The following is a 25,194-nucleotide window of genomic DNA, read 5'->3' as shown; positions in this document are numbered from 1 at the left end:
CGCCCTAGCCCGTAGATGCCCTCATGCCTAAAATAACCTGCTCAGGCCACTACATGACCGCCCGTTTCTGCCCACCACCACATGTCACGATTGACAGAAATAGGCCAAAAGCCTTCATTACTTAGCAACTGATGTTGAACTGATTCAACGATGCAACCGGCTATTTCCTCTGTTTAAACGCTTTCAATAGCTTCTCGGGCATGAAATACAGGTCACCCCGCGCCCTAGTGCAGGCAACGTACAGCTTGTTGCGCGTTTGCGGATTTGCTTGGTGTAGCCTTTCTGCCAAATAGTCTTTCCAGATACCCGGTCCCATCACAACGCAAACATCATTAAAGTGATCCATGCCCTTGCTCGCTCCCCAGTTCTCCGAGTAGCAGCCGTACTTGTAGTGTTCGCTCAAAAACAGCTTCACAATGGTTGGATCAGCGTGCAACAAGTTTGCTTGCTCTTGGTCATCAACCGTAATGATCCGGCTGACCCTTTCCTCATGAGCACCCATCGGGATTTGTAACTTTGCACTAATGAAGTCGCAGACCATTTTTGTGCATCGCCAGCTACAGCTCAGGGTTTCCTTGTCTACCGTAATGCCGACATCACGAAAGCGTTTCTCGTAACGGACAACATCGTCGTGGAGGTTGTTGTTTATCGCACCGTCTCTACTGGTATCAAAGGTATGTTGGTGGAAGTCACCGACGAATGTTATACCAATATTCGCTTGTGAAATCTCCAGCAGCAGGTTGAAGTCGTGGCCCGCAAAATCCTGTACCTCGTCAACGTAGAGGTGGTCGTAAAAGCGCTCCAAGCGAGCACGCACGTCCGGCATAACCTCTACGACCCGTAGCAGTTTGGCAAGGCGGCAGTGATAGAGCCTCCCGCTACCATCGCGATACCGATTGAGATCGTCCAAGCGGAACTGTCTATTTGGCGGACGCCTGAAATTTATGCCTCTGGTCCCTAGCCTCAATTGCATCAAAGGCCTATAACAGAATCCATGCAGGAATGAGAAGTACGTAGTGAGTGTAATGTTGGGTGGGATCATTCCGAACTTCTGAATGATCCTGTTGCGCAGGTGCCGGTGATTATTCTCCGTGTAAGTGACGATCAATGCCCGCTGATCAAAGCTGAGCCCTTCGATGATCAGACTGGTTTTTCCAGATCCTGCGACGGAAAAAATTACGCTCTTATCCACTCAATCGCATCCTGTATATATTTCGGGGCAATCAGCTCAGCGGACTTCTTAGTTAGCAGTTCGAAAGCGGCATCCGCTTTATTTTTCAACATGTACTCTTGAACTGTTAGTTTTTTTCGACCTGCAGCAAAAAGGTCGTCGCAGGGATGCTGATTGTCTCTGTAAAGACCTATTTCAAAGGTACTTCGGTCGGGATTTGTATCTGCAAAGATCTGGGCCGACTCGTACAGGTAACCTTCGTAGTTCGTTACACAGTTCTGTTGGTAATCGCTGTCGTTATCCCGAATTGCGGCGATCCTAATACTCAGGAGCTTTCCGAGCTCTAGGTAGCGTTTGAAGCTCGTACCACCGATCGAGATGATGTGCACATTATCAGCCTGAGGAGGATGGCCTACCAGCTGCTTGTAGAAGTGCTCCATGAGGATAAATTCTGCATCCCCCTCGACCAATATGGCTCTCTTGGAAAGGGCGAGCTCAAGGACATTGTTATCGGGCGCTTTCATAAAGAAGTTTGCGGTGGGCTCCGACAGGTCTTTCAAGCGTCCCGCACACCCTGCTCCAAGCAGTAACGCGTGGCGTAGATCGAGTCGAGCACAGATATGGCTACTGTGCGTCGTAATGAACAACTGAGTGCCCGTCGTATCAGCCAGTCTTTCAACCAAGCGTTTCATATTCGTGTGGCTTAGATGGTTTTCGGGCTCCTCCAGTAGGAGCGCGTTCAAGTTCCCTTTTTCCTCATATTTCTTCAGGGCGAAATTGGTCTTGATAAAGCACTGTTCACCTTTACCACGATTCTCAATAGGGATGCCGTCTTTAGTGATCACCAAGTCGGTTTCAAGGTTGGCGCGAGAACTTGTTCGCAAGGAAAACTGATAATCACCGAGCGTATTGTTCAATTCCTTCAGACTCTCTCGACTGAAAGCTTCTTTGCCTTGCCTATAGCGATTTTCGAGGCGGTAGCGATCCGGCACATTGATATGGAATCCGAACAGCGCTCGGGTGTATTCACGAGCGGCATATTCACTGTCGATACGAGAACTGTCAATCATCAGGTGTTTGACCGGACGCCGGTAGCTGACGTGAGGCGCCCCGGCGAACGTTGAGAACTTGACACTGTAATACTCAAAAGGAAAGCTGTCCTTGTTTGCTTTGAGCAGATCGACAATTGTCTGGCCGAACTCTTCGATCAAGGGGACAATCGCCATGCGCAGACCATCTGTCTGTATTCCAAGAACGTTTTGGGTACCGTAAAAACCTTGGTCGTCTCCCTCTTCCAGAAAAACGTCCACGATGACTTCTGGAAGCAAATCCAGTCTTGCTGGCCCTGCCAAGAAATTCTGCACCGCCCCCTGATTCAGCAGGGCTTCATAGCCTATGTTTTCAACTCGACTTCGGCTTGCGCTTAGTGCCAGATCTAATGCCAATAGCACGCTGCTCTTACCCGTTTCGTTGTCGCCGATCAGTATGTTCTTGCCAGGGTCAAACTCAAGGGTCAGGTCGGCGATTCTTTTGAAATTCCTGATCACGATTTTTTTTATTGCCGGCATGTTCACTCCTTAACCTCCACAGGGTCGGCCAAAGCAAATACTTTGTCCGATATTGGCTGTCCTTTTCAACCTGCTTCAAAACAAAAGCAAGCGAGATCAGTCCGAGATCGAACCGTAAAATGTCGTTACTTCTGCAGCCTTAATTCGACAGTAAATATTGAATATTCCAAACCATTAAAGGTTAGAATTGTATCCTCTGAATTTACAGAGATATCAATTTCATGAAGATCACATATAAGCTTGGCAAAATACAACCCATAGCCTCCTCCACTGGGGTCAAGATTTCTAGCGACCCTACCGCGGCCACGTTTGACAAAAACCTCACGAAGATCGTCTTTAGTATTTTTAGGTCCCAACGAAGAAACGGTTACCTTCAGAGATGTAGCGGTATCATCAAAATTGACAGAGATACTTTGATCTTTTGGAGAATATTTAATAGCATTTTCAAGTATCACAAATGGGAGGAAGTCAAGAACTTGATAGCTGTTCATTTCGTAGTATGAAGTGCCATCAAACTGATCAATCCGTACACGCTGATCCTTTGCATATACTTCCAAAACTCGACGTGCTTTATCGAATTTCTTATAAAGACTCGCGCGCTGAGAGCTTGAAGTTATGACTTGAGGGTTAGCTTCGAAGTCGTAGACACTTAGTCTGGTCGATAACATGGAGCTAGATGCAAATATGCTCTTAGACTTTAATTCTACGAAAGCTACAAATTTATCATCAGGGTTTGCAGAGCTGATCATAAGCTCTTCTGCATATCTTTTTATCTGAGTATTAAATTTCCTAATCTCATGGAGTGAAAAATCCACAAGCGCCTTATTCTCTGTGGTTCCGAGGTCATTGCCTCCATTTGGCTCTAAGGGCTTTTTTATTTGATTATCCAACTGTCCTTCAGAAATAAGTCGTCTAATTTTAAAGAAACTATCTAAGACAGTCTTTTTAGGCAAGGTTGGCAAAAAATCGTCTACTTGCTTCAATTTTTTTACGTCATAAGTTTCAGCTATCCGCACCGCGGTGACAATTGGTTGTCCTTTTTCACCAGAACTGTAACTACTTAGACCCATAGGGCACTCATGAAAACCCTGTACTAGCTCAATACTCTCATAATGCTTTTTACACAGTCGCATTTTGGCTTTATGACAAATTTTAGGAGCATCAAAAAAAGTACCGTCGAGAACGGACAAATCATCTTTAGACCAAGACGGAAAAGGAAGATTATTTTTCATCAGCCCGCCACAATACTAAATAGAAAGCTAGCTATAAATCCCTGCATAACTCCGCGTACATCAGGGTTTATACTTTTCAAGATCTTGGAGTTGGCGAGGATATTTTTGTTTTTCTTTAGCACTGACTCAATATAATCTAGTTCAAGCAAGTACACATTTCGTGTTGAAACATCCTTGCCAAACAAATATTCACGCATACGCTTCCATTGCGCGACAGGATCAATCACATCTCTAATTGCCAGATCTAAATTCTCTACCCATTGATCAGAGTCAATGTCCTTAGAGTACATAGCATCAGCCATAAAAAAGTATTTATTATATAAGGCATCATGTTTTTGTCCGGTATATGCAATGACGACCTTATTCGGATACTGCTTCTTGATCTCTTCGATTATATGCGCTCCTTCGAACTGTGACCTAAAAGCCTTTCCGACTCCTTGAATATCACATATGACTATGGGGTATTCACTTACTGCTTTAATATCGTTGACATCATGAACAACGCGTATATTGAAACCGTGATGCCTAATTATTCCTTCGTATTCAAGACCTTCGTCATCAATGCAAAGTATCGGGACTTTCCCACGATCCCGTCCCCCAACTTCTTCAATGCCGTTTAGCTCTGAAAGTTCGTACTCTTTTCTAAGAATCAATTTATCTATCCTCGCTCATATAGAAAAACCAGCCGCTATTATATAGCAAAAAATCTATATAATTCATACAACTAACTGATTGCCCACCAGAATCTCAGCTAGCAAAGCAGATGGAGCAGTCCCAAGCCCTCGCTGCTTACGCGATGGAGCTAATCCGTTGCGGGAGGTACGCGAGCACCTCTACTAAAAAAGATGCAAAGGGCTCTGTAAATTTCTTCGCCCTATGACCCATAAAATTCTCACACGCTCGCCAGAGCGTGAAACGCAAAAAAGCGTTCGGATAAAGCGCTGCGCAACTCGCTGAAATCGCACCTTACCTTTTACTTATGATCCTTCCACCGGTTTCTTAGAAACATTCAAGAGGCTGCTTCTGACCGATAGCCAAAACTCATTCCAAGCAGCCCTCCTATTCTGGCCCACACTCCCGCTATGATCCAGCATAAGTGCTTCTATCTCAAGCCAACCGTGCAGCCTCTGCAGCTATGTGACCAACCAGCGCATATATACTAACACGAATTGATACGTCCAGACATACAGGTGAAAAGCCCTGTATACCTTTAAAAAATAATAGCTTATTTGGAAGATTTTGTAATCCCACAAGCCTATGACCTTTGTTATTTATCACTGAACCGCCCCCAAACAGGCACGAGTGCTTTTATGACACTTGAGGGGCAACAGGTTTCATGACATATGGCGTAGCCACCGATGGATTACTTCCGTCGTTCCTTCTGTTGATCTTGCAACTTCTACAGATTGCTCCAAAAATCCTCATCAGTACCAAATACGGCAGCAAGAACCCGAGCCTCATCATCCGTAAGACGACGTAAACCGCAGATAATATCGTCAATATACTGCTCGCAGATACCTATAGCTTCCGCCAGTTAATCATGAGACATGTTCAGCGGTTTTAAGAATTCTTCTGCCAGCATTTCTCCCACGGTCACAGGCCCGGCGGTATCTGATTTTGTGCAGTATGCAAAAATCTCAGAACGCCCCTGCTCATACGTCAGCTCGCCTGAAATAATACGAGCCTTAACGGACTCGTACAGTGGCGTACCACTAGGGTCCATTCCTTCAAGTCTCAGGGAAGCCTCTGCTTGCGGAAGCCCTCAATGCGTAATCGATAAATATTCATCATCTAATGGGATGCGCTTTTTAACTTGGAGAAAGCGCGTTTCTTATTTCAATTAAGCGCTGAAGAAGCTCATCAAAAGTAATAACCACGACTTCAGAAAATGCGTTCCGAACCAATTCAAATGATTTCTTATGTTCATTTTCAGTGGGCGATGCGCCAGCTATAATTATACAGCGTATAGCAAACCCATGGATATTATTCAGGTTAGCATCCATTTTCAGGACAGGAAGCGTCATCTGTAGTTTAAATCGCTGATCGAGTAATTGAGTAAGCGCTCCACTCAACTCTCCGGAAGCAGCATAGACATCGCCACCTCGATAGGGTTTCTTACTCAAAAGCTCCGTTTCAGGTCTTTTAATTTCTACCAGAGCTAGGTTACCCGAGGCAGCTGACGCATAAACAAAATCGGTGTATTTTCCCTCGCGCCCATTCAACTTTTTCCCTCCGGCATATGCTTGTCCTTGGACCAAAAAAACCGGAATAGCAAAGGCTAGGCTCAGAATAAATGGATTGTCCATAAAAAAATTTTGCCATTTATTTTCAGTAAGCTTACAACCAAGCATTTCACGGTAGCGAGCTATCAGCTGTTCGAGAGTGACTAGCTCAATATCACCTCTCAGTGCTAGCAAAGAGCGAGATTCAGTTTTAGCTAAGGCCTCAACATTATCTTTCACCAGTTGAACAACAGCACGTCTATCTTGAGGCCCTAGTACCGTATTATCACGTCCTCCATTTGTTTTCTCAGCGATAGTACCTGAACGTAACTTCTTTATTAATGCAGGATATTTATCTGGATCTGCCGCATGTAAAATGGATTGATAAGTTTGGAATTTTTTTTCACTTCTCGCATCTCTCTGGTATCGGGAAGTAATGGAGTTGAGTTCCCTTCGAAGACGATCAAAACGTTTAATGCCAAGCAAGAAAAATGGTGGGTCTATAATAGCCTTATCCCCCCCCTGTATAATCAGAACACTTACATCATCTCGGCTTGTTACAGCATCACAAATGTGCCGATATTCCCAGAGAAGGCCTAAGCCAAATCGATAATCTTTTGCAAAACCATCAGGTAGCTCTTCCAAGAGACCGACTACGTCATCTTCCGATTCGGGTAAAGAATAAGGTTCAACAACTGGCCGGGTGATAACAATACGTTCAAGCGCGTCATATTTCGGAAAGAGATACTCGTCAGTGTCTCGGCGAACATTAATCGGCCAAATAGTAATCTTATCAGGACAGATGTTCATTAAACGAGCAACCGGAGAATCAGAAGAGAATTGATTAGGGGGAACATCTGTAAAAAAAACATCAACACCCTCTTCCAGTTCAGCCGACTGAATAATTAGAAAAGGGCCACCGTCTTCACGGTCACGTTGATTATAAGCAGAAGGACGCAGAGAGGCCAAAGGTAAACTCCTTAATTAGATAAAAGCTACGGACTTATCAGTCTATAATAGCCATAGATACACTGTTGCTGCTTTAACCGCAAATTTTAGCGGCTAAAATTGTCTTCTAATGACCCAGAAAGGGATGGATTTAATTTAACCAATTGATTATTAATCATTTAACAATCCACTCATCAATCATATTCACCCAATTTTGCAGCATTTCTGATCTCTGCTCGCGGTACTCTGCCTTGTTGTAAACAACCCGTACCCCTTTCTGTTCATGCACAAGGCACTTCTCAATCCAGTCAGTATTGTACCCGACCTCGTGTAGTAAGGTGCTAGCTGTACGCCGTAAATCATGAGGACCAAACTTGGGCAATGACTGCCCTTCTTTCTGTGCCATGCGATACGTAGTGTCAAAACCCGGTTTAAAGTAGCGCTACTCATTAGCGCATCGGAATCGTAGCGCGAAGGAAGGATAAAATCAGAGCTACCGGCAAAGGTTTTGAGAGCAATCAAAATATCCACTGCCTGTCGGGGAAGAAAAACCAAATGTGGATTTCGTCGTTTCATCCTCTCCTTTAGTATCGTCCATACAGCTTCACTAAAATTGATCTCATCCCAGGTCGCGTTAGTAAGCTCACTTGTACGTACCATAGTTAACAGTAATAGTTTAACCGCTGCTCTGATTGATAGCGTCGTGTCTACACGTTCCATATAACGGTACATCAACCCGATTTCACCTGCCGTCAATGGCTCTGTCACGAGGTTCAAATTTTGCAATGCTTGCAGGACGTACCAGATCAGCAGAATTATCAACCTTCTGTCCGCGCTCAATAGCCCAGCGATAGACTTGCAATACAATCTCTCTGGCGTGCACAGCTGTCGCCGGTGCCCCTCTCTCGACAATGTTATCGGTTAATGCACGTAAGTCTTCATGTGTAATCTCACTAAGTTTCTGCTGGGCAAATTTTGACTTCAACTCCCTTTGGTATACCGAACGCCGCATATCACGCGTCGATTCAGCCATTTGATAACCGCGTAACCATTTCTCAGCCCACGCACCAAAAGTCTCCGCATCTTTGATACGCGCTTTATCTCTGGCTTTTTCCCTAGCAGGCGATCTTCCACTGGCAACCATTTTTTTGGCTTCATTGAGCCGTTCACGCGCTTCTGCAAGCGCGATCCCTCCAACACCATAGCGGCCAAAAGTAACGGTCTCCTGTCTTCCGTTTATTGAATAGTTATAACGAAATGAAATAGTTCCAGCCGGAGTGACCGCAACATACAGACCATCACGGCCATTAACTTTATAGAGTTTCTCCTTCGGCTTAAGGTGACGCAGCCTGGTGTCAGTCAACATGGTTTATTGTTTTCCTTTATCAAAAAATACCATGTTGTAAAAAATTCAGAAAAGTCATTTAACTCTCTGTTTTTAATTTAGTTATAAAAAAAAATACCATAACTCAACCGAAATTTATCACATGGTACTTTTTCAAACCTGAATTCGAAACCAGAGAGTACCATCAAAAATTCCATTGAAAAAACCGTGCTTCCCGTTGCTAACAGCTGCCAGCAAGTGCCAGACACAAAAACAAAAAAACCCGCAGTTACGCGGGCTTAGAGATATTTTACTGCTTACACGTGCAGGCTATTGCCAGACACCAAATCACTCCCACTCAATTATTTACAACAATATTAAGCTGTTGATTTTATTGGGTGATATGATTGGTTTGAAATACTCATACCGACTTTAATACCGTCACCAGAAAAACCAGCTCAATTTTTGCACGCTGCGTTGGCAGCTATCAGCTCTCTTTCGTAGCCGATCCTCTGGTGACGCTCAGCACGCAGTGCTCGCATCTGGACGTCGATAGTAGCACCGATAGGCAACTGGTCAACTGCGAACGCCGGGCGCGCAACGTCTGCCGTTTTGCACGGCACAGCGATCGGTACTTTCACTTCAATATATGACGGCGCCGGCGGTAAACCGGCACAACCAGACAGAGCCAATACAATGATGGTGCTCCTGCAGATTTTTGCCACTCCTGCAGCACCTGCAGTTTTTCGATGCTCCTGCAGCTTCATTGTGCACGCTCCCGGCGCAACTCGTCGTCAAACGCCACGGACGCCGCGGCGCAGGCTTCGCCGGTAGTACGCTCAGCCATCACCGAGTTGGCTTTTTCATAATCGCTCTGCGCCTGTCTGCGCGCCTGGTCCTGCTCAGCCTTGGCTTTGGCCTCTCTATCGGCTTGTTCACGCTGCAGCGCCGTTATGCCAGCGTTCTGGCTGGCTATAGTACCCGCCTGTTGCCTGTTACTGTCCCTGCATTGCGTCAGCGCGTCGTTGAGGCGATCAATCGTTGGCTGGTAGTGCCGCCCTGCCAGCCAAGCGCCGGCGCCGGCAATGGCAGCCAGAGCCATCAGGATCACCACCGCAGATGTTATTTTGCCAGGCATAGTGCGCGCTCCTTGTCTCGGCGGATCACCAGGCCGTTGAGCTTTGCGCCGCCGGCATATACCCAGCGCGGGAATTGCTCACAGGCAGCCACAGTTTCACCCTGGCGGAACAGGCGGAACATGGTCGATTTCTGCATCGTCGCGCAACCGGCATTAAACGTGATGCTAACCGCCGCGTCGAATGCCCCCTGCGGCAATTTGTCGCCGGCCGCATAGTTGGTAACGCATCGCTCGGCGGCCAGGATGTTCTTTTGCCAGTCGGCGGCGATCTGCTGATCAGTCTTATGCGCGCCTGGGTTAACACCGTGCGTATTGCCAACGCCATCCGTCCACACATCAGCGGGGCATTTGTACGGATCGCGGCGGCATCCCTCGGCATTGCCGATAAGCTCCAAGCCGGTGCGGCTAGTTTTTACCTCGCCACTTGATAGCACTAGGCCGATGATTACCATCACAGAACAGACGGCGCCAGCGGCGCCAGTTTTATTCAGCTTGCTCATCGGCAACCCTCCCCATGCGTTCTCGGCGGCGATCCTCACGAATCTTAAAATAAAGGTTCATCAGCCAGGTGAGGAACGCGAAAAACAAGCCCCCCAGAACGCCTATGGCCGCCCACTGTTCTGGTGAATAGCCATCAAGTAGCTGAGTAAACCAGAAAGCAGCACCACCGCCAGAGGCGCCATAAGATAAACCAGTAGTGATTTTTTCCATCCTCATGTCCCACCCCGCAGGCGCGGATTGATTAACCGGTTGCGCCATCATCAACGCTGGCCTGCGCATGCATGGCAGCATTTTTTAGAGATTCGTTAATGATCTGAGCAATGTTCATTTCATCAAATCGCTCGTCATCCATTCCATACTCGGCGAGCTGTTGCCCCTGCTCGCCGTATACCATCACCGTTGTTTTCATGCTCACTCCTATGCAGATTTAAGCCACCAGGCTGGTAGCTTTACGTGTATAACCCCAACAAACCCAGATACTCGCAAGCCCGGGTAGCAATAATCCGCCTTTCTATCCGACTTACATGAAAGCGGCGGCGTAGCAATAAATTGATATGTTCCAGGATTTGGCATACCGGGAGCATTGAAATACGGCAGCATGTTAATACTGGTGTCAGCACTGATATTTATCAGGTTCTCAACCAATGCTGTTCCTGATGCGTTTAGAGTGCGTTGAGCCATGTTTCGTAAAATACCGGAAACGTTTAAAGCACCTGTTATCCCACCCGGTCTTACAGAGCACATCGCATAAAATGTATCTCGCCGCGTGATCGACTGCGGACCGTTGAAGTTAATGTCAACCTCTGTGGCAGTATTCGCACAGGATATTTCTAACGAGATTTCTCCATTGGAATCGACATCCATATACTTCACAGACGCCGTACCGTTTCGAATGATAAACGTCAGACCAATGCTGCTATCACCTGTGGCGGTAATATCAGTTCCTGATGTTCCTAGCAGTATCCAACTGTTGATAGCGGCGCTATAGGTTGTCAGATATTCCGGTTTATCAGTATGTGAGCGAATCTTTAACCTAACGTTATTTGTTGAGTTGCCATCACCACTAGACACCAATGCGCCATAATATGCATTGTTTGTCTTTTCAAATATTAAATGATGATCTGTCATGTTCACGTAAACTGGCGAGTCAGCGCTAAATAGCTGGCGTAATGCGTTATAGCCGGGTACGTTCTTGCGCGGCAAAATTGTCGTTCCATTGAACAAAACCCGATTAGGACCAGCCCCTGCAATCTGAGCATCCTGCCTGACCAGTGCGCCGCCAAATGCTTCAATATGTCCACCTGTAAACGTTAAGTCTGAGTAAGCGCCAGACGGTTTAAATGCCAGAATGTGATCTGGCGTAAAATCAAAGCTGCAGCTGACAAAATCAAACGACATTCCACTCGCGTTGTGATTTATCGCATTGTTAGAGCTATCACCAAACACGCATCGTATAAATGCAGATTTCTCCCCGCTATTTCGTGCGGTTGTATCATCCACAAGTAAGCCGTGACGGTTGCGCTCAAACCGGCTGTCATAGACAGTACAAAGATATGTGTCGACGGAGCGCCAGCGCGTGCCGGCGATAAAGCCAGTAACAAAAATATTTCTAATTTTGGCCTCTCGGAAATTAGGATATCCAGTAACTGTATTACCTAACTGCACTCCCGCTTGATTGCTGCTAGCGGAACCAATGCCGATGATGCTGATCATCCCGCCACTGCCATCAAGAAAATAAGCTCCAGATGATGCATTGAACGACACATCATTGTTTTTCAATCCGTCCCATACGTTTGTAACTGAAAAACCAATAATATCGCTACCGGCAAAACTAAACGTAACGTTGCCACGGCTTTTAATCGTGATGAACGGCGCGTGTTTTACTGTTTCCAGCATTGTGTACCTGCCCTTTTTCACAACAATCATTGGCAGGTCTGCAAAGCTACTTGTTTTAACTGCAATGGATACTATCAGATTAATAATCCGCTGCAGGGCAGCAGCGGCGTTACTGGCTGATGGGTTGTAACCGGCCCACTCGAGCGGAATTTCTCCAGTATTAGGCCTCTTCCAGCGCGCACCGCCAGGGGTGACAAACGTCATAATCCCATCGTCAGGGGTGCTTGTGTCGTTCGGATCGTAATAAATGTCACTTCCGCCACCGGCATAACCCGCGCCATAGCGAACGAGATCAAGCCGCTGATTGGCAACTGAAGGCTCAATAGTCCGTAGCGTGGCTACATCATGGCAACGCCCGATGTATTTTGCACCATCTGGCTGCGCCAGCTCGATCATCACGTCGGTTGCGGTTCCGCTCCCGGGCAATACCGCTATTGGATTACCTGTGTTATCGAACGCCAAAACCTTATTGCGCCTTCCGGCGACTGAGGCCATCACACTAACCGATGCCTCTGGAACTCTCAGCGTGCGTTTGAACAGATCATCGGTATGCGATGTTGACCCTGCCACGGCAGAGTCAACATAGCCTTTTGTTGTTGCATCCTGAGGATTAATTGGAGAGCCAAGATTAGCGATACGATTGCCTTTAGCATCGTAATATTTTGCCAGCCAGTTAGGCTTACGCAGTGCAAGGCCCAAGCCGCTAATCGCCTGCTGGATCAGCATGGTCAACTTGTCCCATGCATCTTCATGCACTTCAGGAAAGAAGTTGCCCTGGTTACGAATGTCGGTTTCCTGGGTTACAGGAAGCTCCCGCTCGATGCTGATCCGCCAGTTGCTGGCCAGCGCACTTACAAGCTTAACCTTCCCGCCATTGCGACTGCCGGCGCCAGTTACCGTATAGTCGGTGTTCATCACCAGCGTGCGGATGTTCTCTGTTGTGTCGGCGACAGTAACAACAAGCTCATCCGCAGAAAACACACGGAAGCGATAGTCAAAATCTGTCGTCACCCCGTTGCCGGTGTATTCCTCTCGGCTTACCTCTGTTGATACGGTCATCTCTCTAATCCCATTTGCTCACATAAAGAGCATTCTAGCGCCTGTCAATCCATACATGAATTTAATTATGTGGTATATTTAATTTTGTTACCTTAATGGTAATTAGTGTTGCGCATATTGCTAAACTAATCATTTTTATATATGGTTATTTATACAGTAGTTACGAGCTGAGCGAGGTGCATTACGCAATGAAGAAGTACAGCTACCCGGCCAGCAGGATGCTGGAGAAAAGCGTTAACACGCGCGAAGGGATCGCGGGATTAGCTAAGGCTTCACTACTGGAAACGCTGCTGAAGGAACTCGATGATGACGGTTCGGAGATCGGCGGTGCTATGCTGGAACTGAATGCTTTAGTGAACTATGTCACACAAAATGAAAAAATGAAGGAACAAATCAAAACACATTCGCAATTTATTACTCACCAGTTGGAACAATAATTACCATCGTCAACACCTAGCCGGGCCTAGCCCGGCTGCTTCTCAGGTAATCTTTTCTCAATCCCGCTCGCAAAATAGTTACCAAATTGGTACATTTACTTTCTCGCAAACCTGCGCCACAGTAATAGCGCATCAGCAAAATCTGATGCCGGGATTGGCGTCCCGAAACTGACTAATAGGCGCACATGACACGCGCACTGCGTGTTTTTTTGTTTGTGCGGTCCAGCTACATCTCAATGGTGGGCTGGGCAGGGGCATCGAAAGATGCGCCGGTATCCTATTAGGCCGGTACGCCAACCTTGTCCAGCTCACCACCAGCTGATTGGCGTCGGCGGTGGTGATTATCCAACTAATAGGAAATCACTATGAAAACTCAAGCAACCATCTTCAGCTTCGAATCATCCTCAAACATCCGCGCAGTAGAAATCAACGGATCACCGTGGTTTGTCGCAACCGATGTATGCGATGCCCTTCGCCTGTCAAACCCCACCATGTCCCTGAAGGCCTGCCATCACTGCTGCTAACTGTACGACACCAATCGCTAAGTAAATGATAAAACCTATTGCTTGCATGTAATCACCAATTTAAATTATGTAAATAATAATATATTGCGATTTAATACGCTCACCATGACTCGCAATATTTGCCACCAAAATGTATGCATTGCTTTCTATTTTCGGTGCATGGGTATTCCTTCCCTAAGGCAAAGGACACAGACATGCTACCAGGAATGCTGTTTTTACCTTTATTTTCCTCCAGGTACTTAGAAACCGTATCAACCAAAACCCGCTTTTTAACTTCTGGTGAAATGCAAAAGTCCACTGCATTAAGCGAGTCTACAACTCCAGTAACAAACCCAAGAAGTTGACCTGCATTAAGATAGTCTATTTTTGTAGACGCGTTATCGCCACTCATGACTTTATTAGCTGACTTAGTATATTTCAATAAATCATCACCTGTTTCAGCATTACCCAATGCAGGGGTAAAAGAAATGATTAATATTGAAGTAATAATCGTTTTCTTCACTTCAGTTGTTCCTCAACTTCGTTAAGTAGTGGAGCTATTGCCCAAAGGTTCTGATATGGCATAACTTTTCTTACAGCATGAACTTGCTTGCTGTCAAATTCTCCGTTCAGCACACCATTGGCGATCACCGCCCCATCGCCAGCCATGTCGAACGTTGGCCCCAGCAGAGCGCCGATTGCGTTACGACTCTGGAATCGGGATACCGGCGGCGCGCCAAACATGGCGCCAAGGCCGAACCGCCCGCCGCTGATATTCTCCACGGCGTTCAGTGGCTCCGACAACCAGCCGATCATGCCGGCGCGGTCTATACCCTCTTTCACCAGGTTGTTAGGGCTGTAGTCGATATCACGGCCGCTGAGCTTTTGCTTCATGACGTAGACCATTGCGCCGAGCGCTATAGTCCCCATGGCGCCAAGGTAGAACGATGCATCGCCCTGCTGAATGCCAGAGGCTATCACCCGGTTGTGCTGCGCGAAAATGAAGGTCTTGAACTGCAGGATCATCTTGCCTACTTCGTTGCTCATCATCAATGGCGTATCGCCAACGCCCGGCGTGACGACGGTAGAGTCAACGTCTTTCAATACGGCAGATTGGAAAGACTCACGCACTGCACGGTCGTCCCACAGATGGCTATGGCCAGTCAGAAGCCCGTCCATATCCTCACCATGTTTCGCAAACTGCTCACCAATACGGCGCAGCATGCTCTGATCTATACCGATTTGCGCCAGCTTTCTGACTTCCTTCTTGGGAACTTCTTTCCCTGCTGCCAGCAACTGTGCATTGTCCAGGATGCGGGATTGAATGATCAGGCCTGACCATGACTTCAATGCGCTGTTCCATTGGTTCATCAGCGTCCAGTTACCAAATTTCTGCGTACCCCAGTTAAGTCCACGCTCAAAAGCAGAGCGTCGGCTGTATGGGTCAGTCAGATCAGCAATGGCCTTCGTTCGGGTAGATAGTACATAATCCAGGCCGACAGCCATTTCACGCAGGTCTTTGGTTGCCACTTTCACCGCGGCCATGTTTCGGAGCATGGCGCCCATTGGGCGAAGTGATTTGCTTAAACCGTGCTGCATGACAGGACGCATCAAGTCGGTGGCGGCCGATATTGTCATGCCACCCAGCAGGCGCAGGAAGTTGACGTTTCGCGCGACACGGCCGGCACGGACAAAGAAGCTCCGCGGGTCCTTTGGTGCTCCATAAGTACCGATCAACCTATCTCGCATTGCCTCAATGTCGCGAAGATCAGCTTCACGTTGCTTCTCCAGCTTCGCACGTTCCTTCGGCGTCTTGGCATCTTTGATCAGTTGAGTGTATTCCTCAGATACCTGTCGGATCTGCTCACCCATATCCTTGCTACCGAATTGCGCGGTTAGTTCGATCTCCGGACCTACCTGGCGTAGATAGCTTTCCATGACGTGGTTGATGTCAGACTCCAAAAAGTCCTCAATCCGTTCGTCTGGGATAAGCAGGCTTCGGCTCTTAGTGAAGCCAGCTCGGCCGATTATTTTTTCAGGCAGCAGCTGAGCGGGAACCAGACCAGAAGGAGCGCCAATAATCTTGTTGACGATTTCATCTGCGGCATCCTCTGCTTCCTCTCGTGAAAGTGGCTCCATCGCCTTCAGCGCGCGCTCACGGCTTGCATTCAGTCTGGTCGTGGAGTTGGCCTTCTTCTGCAGCTTGCGCAGCTCTGAGCGGTGCTTGCGTGGATTATCCAGCAACTCAAGATGGCGCTGCAGGGTTGGAAGTTCCTCCTTTGCCCTGGCAACGTCATCCAGCTTGGTGCGCAAGTCAGAAACCTCTTTGTTAAGCCGGGTGATCAGCTTCTGATTTTTGGCTGTGGCCAGTTGCGCCTGTTGCTTCTCGAGCCTGGCTGTTAAGTCCTGCTCCTGGCCGATCAGTTTCGTCCTGTTGCCAACCTCGTCCATAAGTTCAGTTTTACGGCCTGACCATGACTCTGCTGCGGAAATTTCGTCAGCCAATGCTTTTGCGCGCGGCTCAGCTTCTGCTGCTGCAGACAGACCTGAATCGATCTTCTCAATGCGAGCGCCGGCCGCATCCGCGCCTTTTGCACTGATGCCCTGAATCCAGTTAGCAATGCGCCCTCGGAACTCAGTGCGATCAGAGAGAATTTTGTCGAACTTATAAATGCGAGGCAGGTAGCTTTGCGCCGTGGAGACGTCGACATCCTCTGGAAGAATACCAAGCTCCTGCATGCGGACCTTTGTTGTTTCGAACATTGGCCGAATCTGAGCAGCAGCCTGTGCCACTTCAGGAATGTCACTCTGATCGCCGCGGCGCATAGCCATGCCAACGGCCTCGTTGAAATCAACAAAGTTCATTCGCTTACCGCCGGCGGCGCGGATGTTTTTGCTGTACGCCTGATAAGCGTCCTTTGTTGACTCCATTTGCTTGTACAGCATGGAATCATATTGCTTGATTTTGGTTTCAGCCGCGGTGAACGTTGCCAACCCTTCATCGTTCTTCGCAAAGAAATAGTTGTTCTCTGCCAGTTGCTGATTGATTGCCCGCGACGCGCGGGATGGCGATTGAGCCAGGCGGCCGCCAGGATTAACGCTCAACGTTTTGTTGATTAACCCAACACCTGCAAGCTGTTCCTGATCCAGCGTTGTGTTGAAAACCTGCGCCGCGCCGATGCTCTGCGGAGAATCATTGCCACGTAGGTTACTGGAAACCGCTTGAGATACCGCGGTACGCTGACCGGCACCGGCAAGCAACTGCGCCCCAGCCCCGAGTATTCCGCCAACCATTGCGTCAACAGCAACGTTAACCGCGCTCTCATCCAATGTCCGAGTTTCCTGGGTGGCGCTAAGCGCAGCCTCGGACGCGATACCGCCGACGGCATTGGCAAGGGCAAACCTACCTGCAGTAGCCGCAACCTCACCTCCGCGCACCACCGCGCCGGCAGGGACAAACATCGATGCCAGGTTGATAGGATCGATAAGCCCCATCGCCAAGCTTGATATTGTCCCTGCTCCGCCAGTTTCTGATAGGTATTGCCTGTCCTGCATCTGCTGATCGATACGCTGCTTTATGGCGCGCGTCTCGTCAGGAGAGCCGGCATCAATGAATGAGTCTGCATAATCCTCATATCCTTTAAGATCGGCCGCATCATTGTCGAAAGGGTTATACCCATCAACCTTGTCAAACTGGCTGAATGGCGCAGTGGCAATGAAACTTCCCAGGGAGTTATCAATTCGGAAGGCCGCGTCACGACCGCGCTGAACCTGCTGATTATCGGTGAATGGATTCAACGCTGAAAGCAATGACGGCGTTTCCATATATGCTGCACTGTCATCAGGCTGAGGAATGCTCTGTACATCAGCAGACAGCAGCTCATCGGGCTTCATCTCATACGTTGGCATTACTGACCTCCTGCGGTGATGTTGCTCGGCAGTTGGTTGGCAATGCCGGCGCCAAATGGTTTAGTAAAATCAGGCGGTGTATATCCTTGCTGGCTTGTGAATGCCGGCTGTTTTTCTTCCTGCCGAGCAGCGCGCGCCGCATCAACCCTCTGTTGCTGGATATCCATAGTTTGCTTGTACATAGGCGAGGTTTTTTGCTCAGGCCTGAATCGCAACGGCATACCATTTTCGCCGTAATACGGGCGAACATCGTCATAGCCTTCTGCGTTCTTCTGGCGCACCATAACGCTGTAACTCTGATCGCGTGGCGTAACAGCATCGGGAACCAAAACCAAATCGGTATCATCTCGCGCGCCGCCAAACGCAGCGCCTTTCAATGCTTTTTTCTCTTCCTCCCACTGACCTTTGATCCAGTTACCAGAACCGTTAGTCACACCATAAACGGCTTCAGGGGCATACTTCATCACCTCTTCTTTGCCGTTGATGGTCGATACCGCCCACACCTTTTTAATCATGGCGTTAGTCATTGCCTTGGCCTGATCAGCATCGCCGCCGGTCTGTGCAAAGTTCGCATCGTAAATGGTCTGGTAGTCGCGTTGGTACAACTGATTAGCCTGCCCTGCGGCGCTGATGCTTGGCGCACCGAAGCTGGTCCACGACGGCGAAAGACTATTGATATTATCCTGCGCTGCGGTTGCTCTAGCCTTGATGTAGTCTTTATCCCTGACCTGTTGGCTAATCATCTGCTTCAAGCGATCGTCCTGCTGATAGACCTGGTTGTATGCCATATCGACCGCTTTCTCTGCAGGCACGCCGGCGCGGTCATAGGCATAAACTTTCGAGTAAAACGCCATCGCGCCTTTATCAACACCTGTGGCCGCCGCCGGATTGTTGTCAAAAATCTGTCCGTACATCTTAGCCATAGGAACAACGACAGCAGGATCGCGCGATGTTGCCCCAGCGGTGAGCATCGTCTTGATCTGCGTCGGCAGCATGCCGGATTTAGTAGTTATCTCTGCGACCTGGTTCAAGCTGTCGGCGTTGTTGATGTTGAAGCCGGGGGCAACCTTTTGATCAAAGTAGTGATCAGCTGCTGCCTGATTGTTTTTGTCGTTCGGGTCCAAGGGAAAATTATTTTGCAAGGATGAAGAGAATCGCGCGCTCCCCTGGTTCTTCTCCCATTCGGCATCGAGCTGCTTAAATTTCGCCTGCATTTTGTCCCAGCGCTGCTGGTTGGCTGCAAAATTAGATGCATTCGGATCCGTTGGCCGCAATTGCTGAAGCAGGTCATCACGCGCACCAGGAGTCATGTTTTTAGCAGCGGCAATCGCAGCGCCATAGCGCAACTGATCCTGCATGTCCTGCCACTTACGCAGTCCAACCTCAGGGGTCTTTGCCGAATTGATAAAAGCCTGCTGGCTTGGGACGTAATCTGGCTGCAAGCCTTCGTCAGTTGCGGAATAAATATTTTTCACCTGTTGGTCAAGCGCATCAGATTGCTGTGCACGATACTGATTCTGCATTGCCTGCATCTGGCTAAGGTAGGATGCTTGATCGGCAGGACTTGAAATATCGAATGCCAGATCACCAGTGCGTCGCTTTGAGCTTGGTAGAGCAGTGATGCCGATAGCAGCACTGACGCCGGCAACAATTTGTTCGTCGGTATAAGGTTGGCTGCCGTTCTCATGATTCACAATGCCGGCACAAAGCGCTGCCAAGGTGCGCGGGTTGGTAACATCTATTTGCTGGTCTGCAGCAACGCCGAGCTGATCACAAATGGCTTTAATATAAGCATCAGTTTTGTTCTCTTTTGGGGGCGCCCAGCGGGTAATGATTTCGCCAACAGTATCTAATCCGTGTTTCTGGTAATAAGTAAGAAGGTTCTTACCCAGTGCCCGAATCCCATGTTCAGGCGTTTCAAACTTGGCAAAGCGCCCATCGCTGCCTATCTGTCCTTCCCATGGGTTTTTGTCACTAGCCTCAATGTTTCCAGGGTTGTTATTGCGCAGCCCACGCGCAGCAGACGAATTGCCATGAGCAGAGAAGCGAGACACCCCGCCAAGGTCTGACGGCTCCCCATTACGATCAAGGTATTGTTGGAACTTTCCAGAAGCTACACGCGCCCGGAGAACTCCACGCCCCAACCCTTCACGATATTCATTCCAGTTAGCTTCAATCTCTTCCGGGCTTTGCCCATGGGCCTGTCCGTAAGAAACTATCTGATTGCCACCAAGAGTTAACGAACTACCGATAATCTCCTGATTGTCATAATTATCACTGCCCTGCCTTTGCAGATTAGACAGCACTCCAGTCTGCTGATTTGCCTCAAACTGCTGTCGTTGCCCTACTTCGTATTGCCGAGCGCGATTAGCCAGAGGCTGGCCAGCTATTTGGAACTGATTTCTGAATCGCTCTTTAACCGGGCCGTTTGGAATCGAGTCAAAGGCAGCGCTAGCCATCTGGCTTAGTTGTGCGGCCACCTGTTCACCCTGCCCAATAGCATTAGCACCCTGCTTAGTGATCAGTCCGGTCTGTGGGTTATTGATCAGGTCATCAGCATCTTGCTGATACTTCAACATGGCATCTTGCGCGAATGCCAGATCTTCGCGTTCCCGCTGCTGCTGATAAATACCCAATGCATTAGAACCTACGTCCGCCAGCGCAGTTAAAGCGTTGTCTTTTGGGATCCGCAAATCCTGCGTATTAACCGGCGCCGCTTGTGATTGCGATTGGCGCTGATAAGTTGGGACAATTGGCATGATATTTCCCTTAGAAATTGAAGTTCTTATACCCGCCTTTGTAGCCATATCGGCCACCACCAGCGGCGCTTAGGGTGTTTTGTGTCTTGCCCACCGCACTTGCAGAGTTGGCACCACCTGAATTGGCGGGCTTATCCAGCGCGCCAGATGATTTATAAGCGCCATATGCGGTAAGCGAAGAATTCAGGATTGTCGTTGCTGCCCCAAGGTTTGCCGCGTTGCGGTCGATCTGCCCCTGGGCGCGACTAACACCAGCCTGGAAGTTAAGGCCAGCCGCCTGGCGCTCTGCGTTATTGACGGTGGTCAGAGCATCAAGCTGGCCGCCGGCCGCTGTATCGCCGAAGATATTCAGTGCGCTGCCACTGGTCATGTCAGTGCCGCCGGCGCCGAAGGCTGCAGCCTGCTGACCCTGTAGCTGGCGTGTCTGCTGGCGCTGCTGATAAGCCGCATCATTGCCCGCATTAATCGTGTCGCGCGCGGCGATCTCTTGTGCATCTGCGTTGGCGTTGGCTATCCTTGCCTGTTGCTGCCCAGTTTGATATTGGCCATAAGCGCTAACTGCACCGAGAGCCAGCGCCGAGCCTGCAAGGATTGTTGTTGGCTCACACATGATCACCTCGTCTCATTTCAAATCTGTGGAATGGAAGCCCGGCACGGCCAATAGGCTGAGATTCATGGATGGTGAAACCCAGCCAGTGCAGCCAGCATTTAGCCGCGGTGTTGCGTGCGTCGACGTAGTTTTCCAACTCTGGATAATGCTGTAGGAAAAGACGCAGAACTGGCCGGCACCGGCGGAGGAAAGTGGCCTGGTATCTTTCAAGCAGATCAGAACCAACCAGCCACGGAACCCCGGAGCCGGTTATCATTGACCGTGGCGCCACACCGAAGATGGTCACCACCTCGCCATTGATAAGCCCAGCGAAAGCAAATGCCGAGGTGCGCAACGCCAGCTCAAGAACCTGAGCCGGCGTCTTGCCACTCATCGCCTCGAACTCATCAGCGTCAGCCTGGCGAACGCGCGGCAGGAGCGCCGCAACGTGTTCCAGGGTGGCTTCGACAACTTCAACCTTGCGCACTAAATGCCTCCTACGGTTACGCGCGGGATAACTGCGAGAATGGTCATCGGCAGCGGGTCGTTCTGTTCCACAATCAGCCGGCCGTTCTTGCTCCAGTTGGCATCCAATTGTAATTCAATGGTTCCCGTCTTCGGTTCGACCGGGTCATCATAAAATTCATCGTTGCGTTGCGCGTATTCGTACATCTCGCCGCCTGGCGTGCCGGCAAACACACCGCGAGATTCATTCACCAGCAATGATGCGGCCGTGAAGAGTTTCTTCTTATCCAGCAGTGTTTCGTTGCCGTTCAGGTTAACGTCCAGCGTTTCAATGACCGCAGCGATCGGCAGGCCCGCATGCACAACGGCGCCAGCCTTCTCCAGCTTAATAGCGCCAGCATTTACAACCTTCTGCGGCTCAACGCTGGCATCTGACAAAATGCTCACGGTCTGGCCTTCGATGTGGTCAAGTCCTGCGAATGCAGAGCGCGCCATGCTCCAGTCACTGACCGGGACACCACGGTACTGCGGCGGCACATTTCGGTTGCTGGTAACGGTTGCCTGGTTGCCACTTGCGACTGAACGGATCGGCAACTTCAGCACCTTGCTTACATCATCCTCGACATAAGGCATGTGGATTTCACTGCCAACATCGCCAGCCGTGAAGTAACTGGCGCCGGCCACTGTCAACGTCATCTCTGCATCGTATGGCCAGTCACCTGCGCCACCGGTAAGAGTCATGGTTTTGCTGGCGTCACGGTTCCTGCCGTCATACGTTAGGCCACAATCAACGAAAAAGGCATCATCCATCACATCGTATAGGCGGCTCTGCATACGCTCGATATAGCGTCGCTGCTGGCCATTGATGGTGCGTTCAACCACGCAATAGAGCGCATCTTCGTTTCCTTCGGCAATGCTGCACACTGATTCATAGCGGCCGGCGCCAGGATGGAGATGCCAGGCTGCCACCTGTTGATCGCGTAGGTAGGTTAATCCCAACAGCGCGCCGTCATTGCGCGTACACCAAACGATCGACATAGGCGTGATGGAGAACGCCCAATCGGTAATCTGGTATCCGGTAAAGAAGTGGTTAGCGAGGATGGTCAGGTCAGAACCCTGGAAGCCGTCGACGTCGAACGAATAGGCAAGATCGCGCACCGCGCCGCCCTTCTGCTGGATGAATAGGGCGACGTTGCTGATGGCGATCGGCTGCACATGACTGGCGCCATTCTGCCCCTGGCTTGAAAACTGGAAGGCCGACGGGGTTAGCGTTCCTTGCTGATTCCCGTTCACCTTGTATTCGCCACCGCTGGTTAGCGCGACGAGAGAGCCAACGTCGATCAGGTGCCGTATTTGGTTAAGTTGGCGCCCGGCGTAGGTATAGGCGATCGCGTCATCGTCAACAGTAGGGTTTGATGTGCCAAAGTCCTTATAGTCGCCGCTGCGGCTGGTCCATACTGTTTGCGGCTGACTGCGCGATCCGGCAAACATCAAGCGCTGCTGGAAATACACGACAGTGCCAGGATAACCGGCGTCGCCATTCCAGGCATAATGCGCCCATTTGTATGTTGCATTCTCGGCGCCAACCATTGCTAACGGAAGTTCCTGAACTCCGTCCGACTCCGTTATAGTTGTAGCATTAGCGGTAAGGCCATCAGCTGCCACGCTATTGATTCTTAAAATCCCAGAGCCACTATGAATATATTGCCAGCAAACTCCGTTTTGATCTGCATTTCCCCAGCCATCCCATTGAGCGCCATCAGTATGTGAAGGTGCTACTGTCCCGGTGTGTCCTTTTGGTCCAGCATTTATGCAACGATAGAAGTTGAATGAGTATCGGCAGTAGTCACCAACTGCAACTGGCTTATCAGTTTCCCAGCGTGGGGTGCCATCGATATTCTTTTGCTCCGCATAGAATAGCTTGCCAACATGCCATGCTTTAAAAATTGCAGAGCTTGCTGTAAGCGTTACATTTCCGCTGCGATCGCTTGCGTAAATGGTAATTGACTCATCAACGTTGATAGTGTTAAACGGACCGTTTTTTGTTTCCACTTCAGCAGTGCGCCAGTCATCGTGCGCATAGCGCTGTATTTCCATAGGCGGGTAGTTAGGATGGCAAACTGTCATAACGTCTGCGCTCTGCGTGTATTTCAGCAGGTCGATATCTGCAGCGGCCCACGGCGTTGTTACGTCGACAGGCTGGCCAGCACTGGCGCCAGATGAGTAGACAACCTGAGCGCCATCCATAAACACGCGGAAGTAGTGGTCGCCGACCTCGAGCACATAGGTCTGCTCCGTGTTGAACTGAAACGGGATCAGACGACACTTGCGATCGGGAAACTTTGCCGGCGCCACATAGCGCGTTCCCGGGCGGTTCTCAACGCCGCCATATTGGCGCACGATGAAGTTACGGCAGCGGCGCAGTGACGTCTGGTATTTCTCCAGGTCAACGCGGCCGTAAAGGCTTGGCGATACCTCGCCACCAGCAAAGGACGGTTGAATGAGGCTGGTTGTCATTATGATGCCCTCGCGTCGGAAACATCAGACCACGGCGCCGGCGGCTCCTGGGTTTCATTCATACTCAGTGTTGAAGCTGACGAAATGGTGAGTTGGTATTTCTGCTCGGCACGATTACCGAGACTGGCATCGCCAGTGATCTGCATGTTGATTTCAGCGGCCAGGCGCCAGCTAAGCGCATCGCGGAACTCTGCATCAAACATGTTGGGGTCGGTGACGCGAGTCACGTAGCGCAGCCATGCTTTAGGCAGGTCAGTCAATATCAAACGGCCGGTGCCATTCTCATCAGAACCGACCTCATACGGCACGCGCCGTTCTGGCGTAATAAAGCGCTCCCCGTCTGGAGAGACGATCGCAACAATGCGCAGGCAGTCCACCGGGTAGCGGTAACTGTATTGCCAATCAGGCTGTTCGATATCCAGATCGGCGAGCGCCACGCGCTTTGTGGCGAACCTCCACGGGAAATCAGCCAGCACTGCGTCGCGGCAGTCTTCATAAAACAGCGAGCATACCGCAGCTTCTTTGCTCTTTTCCGTCAGGCTGGCAATCACTCGGCTGTTGCCAAGCCGCCCAAGCGCCACATTGCAGATCTGGATAACGGATGCCATCACTCGCCTCCTGCGTCGCCATAAAGCGTGTCGGCAGCAGAACGCTGCGGCGCGGCCGCCGGCTCTACGCCAATATCGGTGAATTGCAGATCAACGCTGCTTTCGGCTTTGTCGCCTTCTGTGCGCGTAGAGACAGACAGCACTTTAGCCATGCCGCCAATGGTCAATGACTCGCCGACCTTTGGCAGCTGGATCCCCAGCTTTTCCAAAGTGTCATTGTTCAGCGTGAAGCGAAGTCCCCACGGATATTCGTCGCGAGTCTCAGGCTTTCCGCCTTCGCTTTCGTAGGTGTCTGTGCCGATCTTGAGGTTTACGGTTTTCATGCGAGGACTCCAGGAAAGAAAGGGG

Annotated in this window: 21 protein-coding genes and 1 pseudogene; 2 read left to right on the top strand and 20 right to left on the bottom strand. The window is 49.7% G+C overall.

The window, feature by feature from the left end; genetic code table 11:
• Positions 1–160 precede the first annotated feature (160 nt).
• From AC6BYQ_RS15625 to AC6BYQ_RS15570, 12 genes and pseudogenes are all read right to left on the bottom strand, one after another.
• Positions 161–1,192: a DNA helicase UvrD gene (locus tag AC6BYQ_RS15625; RefSeq protein WP_498057176.1), complete on the bottom strand. Its 1,032-nt coding sequence runs from the start codon at positions 1,190–1,192 to the stop codon at positions 161–163.
• A complete protein-coding gene (locus tag AC6BYQ_RS15620) occupies positions 1,177–2,739 on the bottom strand; it encodes an ATP-dependent nuclease (RefSeq protein WP_498057175.1) in 1,563 nt (520 codons plus the stop codon). The genes AC6BYQ_RS15625 and AC6BYQ_RS15620 overlap by 16 nt, the downstream gene beginning before the upstream one ends.
• A gap of 125 nt (positions 2,740–2,864) precedes the next feature.
• Positions 2,865–3,971, bottom strand: a complete 1,107-nt coding sequence (locus AC6BYQ_RS15615; RefSeq protein WP_498057174.1) for an ATP-binding protein — start codon at positions 3,969–3,971, stop codon at positions 2,865–2,867.
• Complete coding sequence (locus AC6BYQ_RS15610) at positions 3,971–4,624, bottom strand: hypothetical protein (RefSeq protein ID WP_498057173.1); 654 nt, start codon at positions 4,622–4,624, stop codon at positions 3,971–3,973. Before AC6BYQ_RS15610 ends, AC6BYQ_RS15615 begins: the two co-directional genes overlap by 1 nt.
• A 1,155-nt stretch (positions 4,625–5,779) precedes the next feature.
• Positions 5,780–7,162: a Shedu immune nuclease family protein gene (locus tag AC6BYQ_RS15605; RefSeq protein WP_498057172.1), complete on the bottom strand. Its 1,383-nt coding sequence runs from the start codon at positions 7,160–7,162 to the stop codon at positions 5,780–5,782.
• Between the two features lie 154 nt (positions 7,163–7,316).
• Positions 7,317–8,507, bottom strand: a pseudogene (locus tag AC6BYQ_RS15600) (tyrosine-type recombinase/integrase).
• A 416-nt stretch (positions 8,508–8,923) separates the two neighbouring features.
• Positions 8,924–9,232, bottom strand: a complete 309-nt coding sequence (locus AC6BYQ_RS15595; protein WP_498057171.1) for a hypothetical protein — start codon at positions 9,230–9,232, stop codon at positions 8,924–8,926.
• Positions 9,229–9,603: a hypothetical protein gene (locus AC6BYQ_RS15590; protein ID WP_498057170.1), complete on the bottom strand. Its 375-nt coding sequence runs from the start codon at positions 9,601–9,603 to the stop codon at positions 9,229–9,231. The genes AC6BYQ_RS15595 and AC6BYQ_RS15590 overlap by 4 nt, the downstream gene beginning before the upstream one ends.
• Positions 9,588–10,103: a lysozyme gene (locus tag AC6BYQ_RS15585; RefSeq protein ID WP_498057169.1), complete on the bottom strand. Its 516-nt coding sequence runs from the start codon at positions 10,101–10,103 to the stop codon at positions 9,588–9,590. Before AC6BYQ_RS15585 ends, AC6BYQ_RS15590 begins: the two co-directional genes overlap by 16 nt.
• Positions 10,087–10,320 carry a class II holin family protein gene (locus AC6BYQ_RS15580; protein WP_380830423.1) on the bottom strand — a complete coding sequence of 78 codons (234 nt, stop codon included), beginning with the start codon at positions 10,318–10,320 and terminating at the stop codon, positions 10,087–10,089. The genes AC6BYQ_RS15585 and AC6BYQ_RS15580 overlap by 17 nt, the downstream gene beginning before the upstream one ends.
• 25 nt (positions 10,321–10,345) lie before the next feature.
• Entirely contained in the window at positions 10,346–10,513 is a 168-nt protein-coding gene (locus AC6BYQ_RS15575; RefSeq protein ID WP_498057168.1) for a hypothetical protein, read from the bottom strand.
• A gap of 8 nt (positions 10,514–10,521) precedes the next feature.
• The gene (locus AC6BYQ_RS15570; RefSeq protein WP_498057167.1) at positions 10,522–13,059 is read right to left on the bottom strand and encodes a putative phage tail protein; all 2,538 of its coding nucleotides are present in this window, start codon (positions 13,057–13,059) and stop codon (positions 10,522–10,524) included.
• 188 nt (positions 13,060–13,247) lie between these two features.
• On the opposite strand from AC6BYQ_RS15570, the gene AC6BYQ_RS15565 reads away from it, so the two are divergent.
• Together AC6BYQ_RS15565 and AC6BYQ_RS15560 are read left to right on the top strand one after the other, a co-directional pair.
• Complete coding sequence (locus AC6BYQ_RS15565; protein WP_033632346.1) at positions 13,248–13,496, top strand: hypothetical protein; 249 nt, start codon at positions 13,248–13,250, stop codon at positions 13,494–13,496.
• 365 nt (positions 13,497–13,861) lie between these two features.
• Positions 13,862–14,020 carry a BRO-N domain-containing protein gene (locus tag AC6BYQ_RS15560; RefSeq protein WP_498057166.1) on the top strand — a complete coding sequence of 53 codons (159 nt, stop codon included), beginning with the start codon at positions 13,862–13,864 and terminating at the stop codon, positions 14,018–14,020.
• A 100-nt stretch (positions 14,021–14,120) separates the two neighbouring features.
• Here the strand turns inward: AC6BYQ_RS15560 and AC6BYQ_RS15555 are convergent, their stop codons facing one another.
• From AC6BYQ_RS15555 to gp10, 8 genes are read right to left on the bottom strand one after another with little or no spacing between them, the layout of a single operon-like run.
• Positions 14,121–14,522 carry a Rap1a/Tai family immunity protein gene (locus AC6BYQ_RS15555; RefSeq protein ID WP_498057165.1) on the bottom strand — a complete coding sequence of 134 codons (402 nt, stop codon included), beginning with the start codon at positions 14,520–14,522 and terminating at the stop codon, positions 14,121–14,123.
• Positions 14,519–17,908, bottom strand: coding sequence for a hypothetical protein (locus tag AC6BYQ_RS15550; RefSeq protein ID WP_498057164.1), 3,390 nt, complete (start codon positions 17,906–17,908; stop codon positions 14,519–14,521). Before AC6BYQ_RS15550 ends, AC6BYQ_RS15555 begins: the two co-directional genes overlap by 4 nt.
• Positions 17,908–20,715, bottom strand: coding sequence for a hypothetical protein (locus tag AC6BYQ_RS15545; protein ID WP_498057163.1), 2,808 nt, complete (start codon positions 20,713–20,715; stop codon positions 17,908–17,910). Before AC6BYQ_RS15545 ends, AC6BYQ_RS15550 begins: the two co-directional genes overlap by 1 nt.
• Positions 20,678–21,277, bottom strand: a complete 600-nt coding sequence (locus AC6BYQ_RS15540; RefSeq protein WP_498057162.1) for a hypothetical protein — start codon at positions 21,275–21,277, stop codon at positions 20,678–20,680. Before AC6BYQ_RS15540 ends, AC6BYQ_RS15545 begins: the two co-directional genes overlap by 38 nt.
• Entirely contained in the window at positions 21,270–21,743 is a 474-nt protein-coding gene (locus AC6BYQ_RS15535; protein ID WP_498057161.1) for a hypothetical protein, read from the bottom strand. Before AC6BYQ_RS15535 ends, AC6BYQ_RS15540 begins: the two co-directional genes overlap by 8 nt.
• The gene (locus AC6BYQ_RS15530; protein ID WP_498057160.1) at positions 21,743–24,238 is read right to left on the bottom strand and encodes a phage tail protein; all 2,496 of its coding nucleotides are present in this window, start codon (positions 24,236–24,238) and stop codon (positions 21,743–21,745) included. The genes AC6BYQ_RS15535 and AC6BYQ_RS15530 overlap by 1 nt, the downstream gene beginning before the upstream one ends.
• Positions 24,238–24,846 carry a phage connector family protein gene (locus AC6BYQ_RS15525; RefSeq protein ID WP_498057159.1) on the bottom strand — a complete coding sequence of 203 codons (609 nt, stop codon included), beginning with the start codon at positions 24,844–24,846 and terminating at the stop codon, positions 24,238–24,240. Before AC6BYQ_RS15525 ends, AC6BYQ_RS15530 begins: the two co-directional genes overlap by 1 nt.
• Positions 24,846–25,169: a capsid staple protein gene (gene gp10 / locus AC6BYQ_RS15520; RefSeq protein WP_421080320.1), complete on the bottom strand. Its 324-nt coding sequence runs from the start codon at positions 25,167–25,169 to the stop codon at positions 24,846–24,848. Before gp10 ends, AC6BYQ_RS15525 begins: the two co-directional genes overlap by 1 nt.
• Between the last annotated feature and the right edge of the window lie 25 nt (positions 25,170–25,194).

Source organism: Serratia sp. LTN-2, assembly GCF_059740205.1.
This window is presented reverse-complemented; position numbering and strand designations above follow the sequence as displayed.

Excerpts from the sequence above, each read along its gene's own strand:
- AC6BYQ_RS15620 (WP_498057175.1), bottom strand. The coding sequence starts at position 2,739 with ATGCCGGCAATAAAAAAAATCGTGATCAGGAATTTCAAAAGAATCGCC.
- AC6BYQ_RS15615 (WP_498057174.1), bottom strand. The coding sequence starts at position 3,971 with ATGAAAAATAATCTTCCTTTTCCGTCTTGGTCTAAAGATGATTTGTCC.
- AC6BYQ_RS15595 (WP_498057171.1), bottom strand. The coding sequence starts at position 9,232 with ATGAAGCTGCAGGAGCATCGAAAAACTGCAGGTGCTGCAGGAGTGGCA.
- AC6BYQ_RS15590 (WP_498057170.1), bottom strand. The coding sequence starts at position 9,603 with ATGCCTGGCAAAATAACATCTGCGGTGGTGATCCTGATGGCTCTGGCT.
- AC6BYQ_RS15585 (WP_498057169.1), bottom strand. The coding sequence starts at position 10,103 with ATGAGCAAGCTGAATAAAACTGGCGCCGCTGGCGCCGTCTGTTCTGTG.
- AC6BYQ_RS15580 (WP_380830423.1), bottom strand. The coding sequence starts at position 10,320 with ATGAGGATGGAAAAAATCACTACTGGTTTATCTTATGGCGCCTCTGGC.
- AC6BYQ_RS15575 (WP_498057168.1), bottom strand. The coding sequence starts at position 10,513 with ATGAAAACAACGGTGATGGTATACGGCGAGCAGGGGCAACAGCTCGCC.
- AC6BYQ_RS15570 (WP_498057167.1), bottom strand. The coding sequence starts at position 13,059 with ATGACCGTATCAACAGAGGTAAGCCGAGAGGAATACACCGGCAACGGG.
- AC6BYQ_RS15565 (WP_033632346.1), top strand. The coding sequence starts at position 13,248 with ATGAAGAAGTACAGCTACCCGGCCAGCAGGATGCTGGAGAAAAGCGTT.
- AC6BYQ_RS15560 (WP_498057166.1), top strand. The coding sequence starts at position 13,862 with ATGAAAACTCAAGCAACCATCTTCAGCTTCGAATCATCCTCAAACATC.
- AC6BYQ_RS15550 (WP_498057164.1), bottom strand. The coding sequence starts at position 17,908 with ATGCCAACGTATGAGATGAAGCCCGATGAGCTGCTGTCTGCTGATGTA.
- AC6BYQ_RS15545 (WP_498057163.1), bottom strand. The coding sequence starts at position 20,715 with ATGGCTACAAAGGCGGGTATAAGAACTTCAATTTCTAAGGGAAATATC.
- AC6BYQ_RS15540 (WP_498057162.1), bottom strand. The coding sequence starts at position 21,277 with ATGTGTGAGCCAACAACAATCCTTGCAGGCTCGGCGCTGGCTCTCGGT.
- AC6BYQ_RS15530 (WP_498057160.1), bottom strand. The coding sequence starts at position 24,238 with ATGACAACCAGCCTCATTCAACCGTCCTTTGCTGGTGGCGAGGTATCG.
- AC6BYQ_RS15525 (WP_498057159.1), bottom strand. The coding sequence starts at position 24,846 with ATGGCATCCGTTATCCAGATCTGCAATGTGGCGCTTGGGCGGCTTGGC.
- gp10 (WP_421080320.1), bottom strand. The coding sequence starts at position 25,169 with ATGAAAACCGTAAACCTCAAGATCGGCACAGACACCTACGAAAGCGAA.